The 7,546-nt window shown below is 65.7% G+C and carries 7 protein-coding genes; 5 read left to right on the top strand and 2 right to left on the bottom strand.

The features are described from left to right. The first annotated feature begins 73 nt into the window (after positions 1-73). The 4 genes from NG1_RS29995 to NG1_RS30010 all read left to right on the top strand — a co-directional run bounded on the left by NG1_RS29995 (position 74) and on the right by NG1_RS30010 (position 4,716). Positions 74-1,096: an iron ABC transporter substrate-binding protein gene (locus NG1_RS29995; protein WP_062976426.1), complete on the top strand. Its 1,023-nt coding sequence runs from the start codon at positions 74-76 to the stop codon at positions 1,094-1,096. 2 nt (positions 1,097-1,098) lie between these two features. Next, positions 1,099-2,652, top strand: coding sequence for an ABC transporter permease (locus NG1_RS30000; protein WP_062976428.1), 1,554 nt, complete (start codon positions 1,099-1,101; stop codon positions 2,650-2,652). Next, the gene (locus NG1_RS30005) at positions 2,649-3,701 is read left to right on the top strand and encodes an ABC transporter ATP-binding protein (RefSeq protein ID WP_062976430.1); all 1,053 of its coding nucleotides are present in this window, start codon (positions 2,649-2,651) and stop codon (positions 3,699-3,701) included. Before NG1_RS30000 ends, NG1_RS30005 begins: the two co-directional genes overlap by 4 nt. Before the next feature lie 340 nt (positions 3,702-4,041). After that, positions 4,042-4,716, top strand: coding sequence for a hypothetical protein (locus NG1_RS30010; protein WP_157114318.1), 675 nt, complete (start codon positions 4,042-4,044; stop codon positions 4,714-4,716). A 299-nt stretch (positions 4,717-5,015) separates the two neighbouring features. Here the strand turns inward: NG1_RS30010 and NG1_RS37185 are convergent, their stop codons facing one another. Further along, on the bottom strand, positions 5,016-5,495 hold the full coding sequence (locus tag NG1_RS37185) for a hypothetical protein (RefSeq protein WP_157114319.1): 480 nt from the start codon (positions 5,493-5,495) through the stop codon (positions 5,016-5,018). Between the two features lie 574 nt (positions 5,496-6,069). Further along, entirely contained in the window at positions 6,070-6,807 is a 738-nt protein-coding gene (locus NG1_RS30015; RefSeq protein ID WP_062976434.1) for a GntR family transcriptional regulator, read from the bottom strand. A 504-nt stretch (positions 6,808-7,311) separates the two neighbouring features. On the opposite strand from NG1_RS30015, the gene NG1_RS30025 reads away from it, so the two are divergent. After that, on the top strand, positions 7,312-7,546 hold a 235-nt coding region (locus NG1_RS30025; RefSeq protein ID WP_157114320.1), incomplete at its 3' end, for a hypothetical protein.

Here is a 7,546-nt window from a genome sequence, read left to right on the forward strand (position 1 = left end):
CCACGTCGGACGCTGTATCTTCCTTAGGTAAGGCTCAACATATGCAACGGGGAACGCGGTCGGAAGGACGAGGATGAAGCCGGTCAGATGGAAGACGATTGCCGCTGGATTGGTCCTCGCGATGACGGCGCTCGGCAGCACGGCTTGCTCGAATTCCTCCGACGACGCGAACGAGATCACCGTCTACAACGCGCAGCACGAGTCGCTCACCAAAGAATGGGCCGACGCGTTCACCAAGGAAACCGGCATCAAGGTGACGTTGCGCCAGGGCGGTGACACGGCGCTGGGCAACCAGCTGGTCGCCGAGGGCGCTGCCTCGCCCGCCGACGTCTTCCTCACCGAGAACTCCCCCGCCATGGCACTGGTGGAGAACGCGGGCCTGTTCGCCGACGTGAACGCCGAGACGCTGGCGCAGGTGCCCGCGCAGTTCCGCCCGTCCACCGGCAAGTGGACCGGCGTGGCCGCGCGCTCGACGGTTTTCGTCTACAACAAGAACAAGGTCCAGCCCGGCCAATTGCCTGCCTCGCTGCTCGACCTGGCGCAACCGCAGTGGAAGGGGCGCTGGGGCGCGGGCGTTTCCGGCGCCGACTTCCAGGCCATCGTCGCCGCCCTGCTCGCGCTGAAGGGCGAGGACGCCACCCGCGCCTGGCTGAAGGGCATGAAGGAGAACGCGACGCCGTTCCCGAACAACGTCGCCACCATGAAGGCGGTCAACTCCGGCAGCCCGGACGGCGGCGTCATCTACCACTACTACTGGTACCGCGACCAGGCGAATACGAAGGAGAGCAGCGCCGACACCGCCCTGCACTACTTCAGGAACCAGGACCCGGGCGCCTTCGTCAGCGTCTCCGGCGGCGGCGTGCTGAAGGCGAGCAAGAAGCAGGAGGCGGCGCAGAAGTTCCTGGCGTTCATCGTCGGCAAGGCGGGGCAAGAAGTGTTGCGTGACGGCACATCGCTGGAATACCCGGTCGCCGGCGGCGTGGCCGCGAACCCGGCGCTGCCGCCGCTGGCCGACTTGCAGGCTCCGCCGCTCGACCCGTCGAAGCTCGATTCGAAGAAGGTCTCGCAGCTGATGACCGAAGCCGGTCTGCTGTAGCCGTGGCACTGCGGAACGTCGTCGCGGCACCCCGGGTCGGCAGACCGGGGCCGGTGGTCACGGGCGTCGCGCTGCTGCTGGTGGCGGCTACGTTCGTGCCGCTCGGATACATCGTTTCGACCGTTTTCTCCACCGGTGTCGATCAGGCGGCGGAACTGGTGTTCCGGCCCAGAGTCGGTGAGCTGCTGGGCAATACGGCCGCGCTGGTGGCGTGCACCGTGCCGATCTGTGTGGCGCTCGGCGTCGGGCTGGCCTGGGTGGTCGAACGCACCGACGTGCCGGGGAAGTCGTGGTGGGGGCCGGTTTTCGCGGCTCCGCTGGCGGTGCCCGCCTTCGTCAACAGCTACGCCTGGGTCAGCGTCTTCCCGACCATGCACGGTCTTCGGGCGGGCGTGGTGATCTCCACGATGTCCTATTTCCCGCTGGTCTATCTGCCCGCCGCCGCCACGCTGCGCCGCCTGGATCCGGCGGTGGAGGAGTCGGCGCGGGCGCTGGGCTCGGGACCGGTCGCGGTGTTCGCGCGGATCGTGCTACCGCAGCTGCGCTTGGCCGTCCTCGGTGGCGGGCTGCTCATCGGGCTGCATCTGCTCGCCGAGTACGGCGCCTTCGTGATGGTCCGGTTCGACACGTTCACCACGGCCATCTTCGAGCAGTACCAGTCCAGCTTCGCCGGTCCGGCGGGCAGCATGCTGGCCGGTGTGCTCGTGCTGTGCTGTCTGGCGCTGCTCGGGGCCGAGGCGGGACTGCGCGGCCGGGCGCGCTACGCGCGGATCGGCAGTGGTGCTCCGCGCGCCGCGGTCCGGATCCGGTTGGGCGCGGGCACGTTACCGGTTCTCGCCGTGCTCGTCGCGGTGACGGCGGCCGCGCTGGGCGTGCCGCTGTGGACCATCGGGCGCTGGCTGCGCATCGGCGGAGCGGCGGTATGGGATGTCACCGACATCGGCAACGCGCTCGGGCAGACGGTCGGCCTCGCGGCCGTCGCCGCGCTGCTCACCACCCTGTGCGCGTTCCCGGTGGCGTGGATCGCGGTGCGTTCCACCTCGGCGTTCGCACGGCTGGTCGAGGGCGCCAACTACGTCACCAGCTCGTTGCCCGGCATCGTGATCGCGCTGGCCATGGTGACCGTGACGATCCGGTGGGCGCCCGCGCTCTACCAGACGGCGGGCATGGTGATCGCCGCCTATCTCCTGCTGTTCCTGCCCCGTGCCCTGGTCAGCGTGCGGGCCGGGCTCGCCCAGGTGCCGGTCGGCTTGGAGGAGGCGTCCCGTTCGCTGGGTAAATCGGCGCCGGCGACGTTCTTCCTGGTCACGCTGCGTCTCGCCGCGCCGGCCGCGGCCGCCGCGGCCGCACTGGTGTTCGTCGCGGTGGCGACCGAGCTGACCGCGACCCTCCTGCTGGCGCCCAACGGAACTCGCACGCTGGCGATGCGATTCTGGGGCCTGTCCGGCGAATTGGATTACGCCGCCGCCGCTCCGTACGCCCTGATCATGATCGCCGCCGCCGTGCCAGTGACGTACTTGCTGTTCACCAACTCGCAGAAGGCGGCCGGGATATGAGTCGCGTTGTCGTCACCGATGTGTCGAAGACCTTCGGTCACACCCGGGTTCTGGGTGGCATCACCCTGGATGTGCCGAACCGCACCGCCACCGCCGTGGTCGGGTCGTCGGGTTGCGGCAAGACCACGCTGCTGCGCGTGATCGCCGGATTCGAGTCGCCGGACACGGGTTCGGTGTCGATCGGGACGGAAACCGTTGTCGGCGAACGGGTCTCGGTGCCGCCGCAGCGTCGCAACATCGGCTACGTCGCCCAGGACGGGGCCCTGTTCCCCCATCTGACCGTCGGCCAGAACATCGCCTACGGCCTGCCCGGCTCGGCCCGCCGCAACCACCGGCGGGTGCGCGAACTGCTGGAGATGGTGTCGCTGCACGCGTCCTACGCCGACCGGCGGCCGCATCAACTCTCCGGCGGCCAGCAGCAGCGCGTCGCCCTGGCCCGCGCACTGGCGCGCAAGCCGTCGGTGATGCTGCTGGACGAGCCGTTCAGCGCGCTGGACGCGGGCCTGCGCGCCACGACCAGGCAGGCCGTGGCCGACACGCTGCGCGAGGCGGGCATGACCAGCATCCTGGTGACCCACGACCAGGAGGAGGCGCTGAGTTTCGCCGAACAGGTCGCGGTGATGCGGGAGGGGCGCTTCACCCAGGTCGGGACGCCGGAGGAGGTCTACGCCACGCCGAAGGACCTGTTCACCGCCCGGTTCCTCGGCGATTGCGTGCTGCTGGAGGCGGTGGTCGAAGGCGATGTCGCCAAGTGCGCACTGGGCCGGATTCCGGTGCAGCGCAACGCCGTGAGCGGACCGGCCACCGTCATGCTGCGACCGGAACAGCTCGTGGCCGATGTCGCTTCGGAGAACGAGTCGGAGAGCGGCCGGATCAGCGCCGTCGATTTCCGCGGCGCCGATGTCATCCTCACCATCGACCTGGACGGCGCGGGCACTCCCATCCGGGTACGCCGCGCCAGCGTCGCCGCCCCCGTCACCGGGCAGCGGGTGCGCCTCGACGTGGTCGGCACGGCGGTGGCGTACACCGAACCGAGCGACCCCGTCTGACGCGGCACGCTGCGCGGGAACCGGGGCATACCGGGTAGCGGCGTGCCTCGAAATGCTCGGCTCGGCGATGACGTGCACCGAGCCGAGCACCGAGGACACTTGGAGCGAGCGGCGGGAATCGAACCCGCGTTAACGGCTTTGCAGTTCGATAGTCGGCATCGTTGCAGGTCACGGCATCGTTGGCTGACGCTGGCACTGTGAATCGACCTGGGGAAACGGCGGTTTGGAGCGTTGGCACGGTTGGCCGAGGTTGGGCCTACTGCGGACCGAATGCGGACGGGATGGGTAGGATTTGTACAGCTCGTACCTGAGCTCGTCACTGCGTCGGAGGACAATGTAGATGGCGAATCCCGCCACGCTTCTGCTCGAACAGTTCAATCGTTGGCACCGCCCAGGCAACCACTCCGCCACCGAGGCCAGGCAACCGGACGCGGACAGATGGCATGCACATCGGCTCGCCGTGAAGCATTTGGCAGCGATTGAGCAGCTATTGAACGAAATGACCGAGCGTGGGCGGAACGTCTCGGTCTACCAGGCCACGTTTCCTGTTTGGTGCGCAGTCGTCTTCGTATATCCACATGGGTGGTCTGCTGGCGGGTCCGCGCGCACGAACGAAGCCCGGCTGGATCTCTTGGAGGTTCTCGCCGAGCGACTTGACGACTTCGTTCCCGCTGTCGACAGTGACGGCTTGGACAAGCTCGGTGCCTACGCGCGCGAGGTCAGGGAGACACTCGCTGAAGACGACTCGCTGCCGGATGATCTGCGTGCACACATGGGGCGGGTAATTGACCACCTGGAGTGGTGCGTGGACCACTACGGCGAGGCGGGCGACTTCGAGTTGCGAGAGGCCACAGACCGACTGGCAGCGTCTGTGATTCGTGCAGGGGCATCCACTCGGCACAAGGATCGGTGGAGGGCGGCAATGAATAACTTCGTGTGGCCGTTCACGACGAATGTGGTGGCGGCGATTCCGGGGAATGCCTTGGCTCAGCTTGTACTCGGAGTGGCCAGCTGATCGCGGTCAAATCCAATTTCCACGACCAGTTTCCGGCGCACGGGCGCGGCCTTCGTATGTCCGGGCGACTTCCCTTCCCCTGCTTCCTCGTACTGGCCGCTCTGAGCTGAAGGAGGGCTAGTCAAGGGTGCCGTAGGCATCGCGCAGCGACGCGCAGCGCCCTTTACTCGCCCGGACTGAAGTCAGACAATTGGGCCATGAGGAGGCAGGGGTTTCACAACCACACCAGTTCCGGGGACGGAGGTCCGTCATCAGACGCGTCCAGCAGTTCATCTATGCAGGTCAGCGGGACGAAGTGTTCACGATTTGCGTAGTCTCCGCTTCCGATCACGCAGTTCCCGTCGTGTGAGTTGGCGTCCTGTCGACGCGCGGTGAGTAAGCCCGGTACGAAGGTCTCTCACCCAGCTGATTCCGTCGGCGTCATCGAATTCGATGAACTCGGGAACAGCTTTGCCATCTCCAACTCGCCGCGGTGTCGAGGCAGTGGCCTCTTCCCCTGGTCGAATTATGTTGGCGAGGTGGTACGGCTCCAGAACGTTTGCAGCAGAACGCAGTTCCACCAGAACGCGAACTCTCGAAACTGTGCGGTCGGTGGTGTTCAGGACGTGGTTGACGTGGGCATCGTTGTCATAGTCGATCCAGCAAATGACCTTTCGTGCTTCGGTAAGTTCTTCCTTCTTCCTGTCTCTCAGTAGAATGTAGAAGCCGAGGGCGAGTGATCCGCTGGTCAAGAATGCGCTTACCCATGTAGGCAGCGTCCCCCAATCAATCGAGTCCATGGCTTGAAGTATGGCGGCTGGCTCCGCACGTGTCTCGCCTTGAAGGAGGCAGACGGTCGGAGGTCGTACCACCGCCAGCTCTCCTCCTCAGATCGTTCAGCAATTAATCCGCGCAGGTCAGCTCGTTTCGGATTCCTCCGACCGGACCACAGCCAGGCCCCACGAGCGAGTGCCGGCGGATTCCGTGGACAGCTGCGGGAGAGCAAGTCGGGGACGGCTGACGGAGTGCCCAGCACTGCTCGGTGAAGGAAAGAGCGGACAGAGCCGAGGAGTCCGCGTGCTTCCACGTCGCCGGAGCGGATGCCAGAACACGCGAATAGAACCAAGGAGCACCGGCGGCCATCGCGCTGCCGACGCGCTCGACGCGCCGCGGCGACCGCTGTTCAGGGAGCCGCGCTGCGCGTCGCAGCGCGGCGGCGGCGCGTAGCGCCGCCGGTGCGCTCTTGATCCTATATAGCCAAATTCAGCAACAACTCGCACAACGTAGGCACGGCTGTGAAGACGAGAACGGCTGAGATGCCGACAGCTCATGAAACGAACCGGGTGGCATCTCAGCCGTTGGTGGAGGTTGGAGTTACCCGAGCGAGTACTCGGCGCTGAGTTCACGGCCGGTGCCGAGGAAGTCAACGGCGTACTCGGTGGGATCGCCGTTCTGATCCCAGTAGAGGTTCGTCATGGTCAGGAACGGCGTTTCAGGCTGCGTACCCAGCACGGTCGCAATCTCGGCGGGTGCCGGGTTAAGGGCTACGACGTCGCGTCGCCTCACAGCTCGTCGACCTGTCCGTTCCTCTATCAAGCCAAACGTCATCTTCGGCAAGGGCTCGGTGGACAGCAGTTCCGGTGCCGCGTCTGCGAACGAGCCAGGAAGCCACGATGTAGAGACCGTCACTACTCCAAGATCATCGCGGTAGATGCGGCGTCGGCGGATGACGGACGAGCCTTCCGCGAGCGACAACGCTTGCGCCACTGCGGGATCAGCTTCTGTCAGTTCGGCGCTGACAACCTCGGCGGTCTCGCCAGGGCGATAGCCGTTACCGGTGGCGCGAAGCATCTGCAACCGGTCCGGGCCGGTGGTCTGCTTGTGCGCAATCGACACGAAAGTGCCCTGGTTGTTGCTCTGGACGTATCCCTCTGAACGCAGTTGGCCAAGCGCCTTGGCCGCAGTAGCGCTGGCAACCTGCCAACCCTGCGCAATCTCGACTACAGATGGAAGTTTCGCGCCTTCGCGGAGCTCCCCGTTCTTGATCAACTTCCTGAAATGTTCTGCGATCTGCATGTATGCCGGAGCGGGCCGGTCCAACGTCGGCGACATGTATTACCTCCTGGCAATCGCGTACTAGTAGGCATACAAGTCTACCATCTGGCGGATTTTGGCCATTCGAGTCTGTGTGCTAGTTCACGCCTGCAATCGCGTGCTAGCATACGAAGTATCGACAAACGAAAACTCCCCGGCGGGTGCAACCACCGGGGAGCTGAAAACCAAAGCGGGTGCAACCGCTTCAGCTGCATCGATCGACCTCAGAGATTGGAGCTCCAAAGCCATGTCCATCATAGTTGATAGCTTCCCCCGCAACTCTGTTCGCAAGGATCTTCGTCCCCCTCGCTTGAACTTCGCGGGTTTCTGCGTGTACTGCCTGGAGCGGTCCTGCGAGCGGGCGGGGTGCATCGAGAAGCACGCTCGTCTGGTCTGGCAGGTGTGCCCGGATTGCGGGGGCACGGAGTGGGTGCGCGGGCATATCGACCCGGATACGGCGACCGAGCGTTGCTTCTGCATCGGCGGCGTGTGCGAGGTTGCGCCTGCTGAGGCGGTGGCGTGATGAGCGAGGAGTTCGCGCGGCTGCTGCTGTTGGGTGTGGAGGCGTTGCCGGTTCAGGAGCGGTGGTTGCTGGGCTGGCTGTTGGCGCGGCCGAACCGGATGTCGATCGCGTTCGAAGAGGTCGCGGGGCTGGGGCCGGTGGGGTCGCGGGCGTTCCGGGAGATGTGCGCGCGGTGGCGTGAGTGCGAGCTGCTGACCCTGGCCTACAACGAGGAGCACGACGTGACTTTGTTGC

This window comes from Nocardia gamkensis NBRC 108242 (assembly GCF_001612985.1).
Lineage (GTDB): Bacteria > Actinomycetota > Actinomycetes > Mycobacteriales > Mycobacteriaceae > Nocardia > Nocardia gamkensis.

Excerpts from the sequence above, each read along its gene's own strand:
- NG1_RS29995 (WP_062976426.1), top strand. The coding sequence starts at position 74 with ATGAAGCCGGTCAGATGGAAGACGATTGCCGCTGGATTGGTCCTCGCG.
- NG1_RS30005 (WP_062976430.1), top strand. The coding sequence starts at position 2,649 with ATGAGTCGCGTTGTCGTCACCGATGTGTCGAAGACCTTCGGTCACACC.
- NG1_RS30010 (WP_157114318.1), top strand. The coding sequence starts at position 4,042 with ATGGCGAATCCCGCCACGCTTCTGCTCGAACAGTTCAATCGTTGGCAC.
- NG1_RS37185 (WP_157114319.1), bottom strand. The coding sequence starts at position 5,495 with ATGGACTCGATTGATTGGGGGACGCTGCCTACATGGGTAAGCGCATTC.
- NG1_RS30015 (WP_062976434.1), bottom strand. The coding sequence starts at position 6,807 with ATGTCGCCGACGTTGGACCGGCCCGCTCCGGCATACATGCAGATCGCA.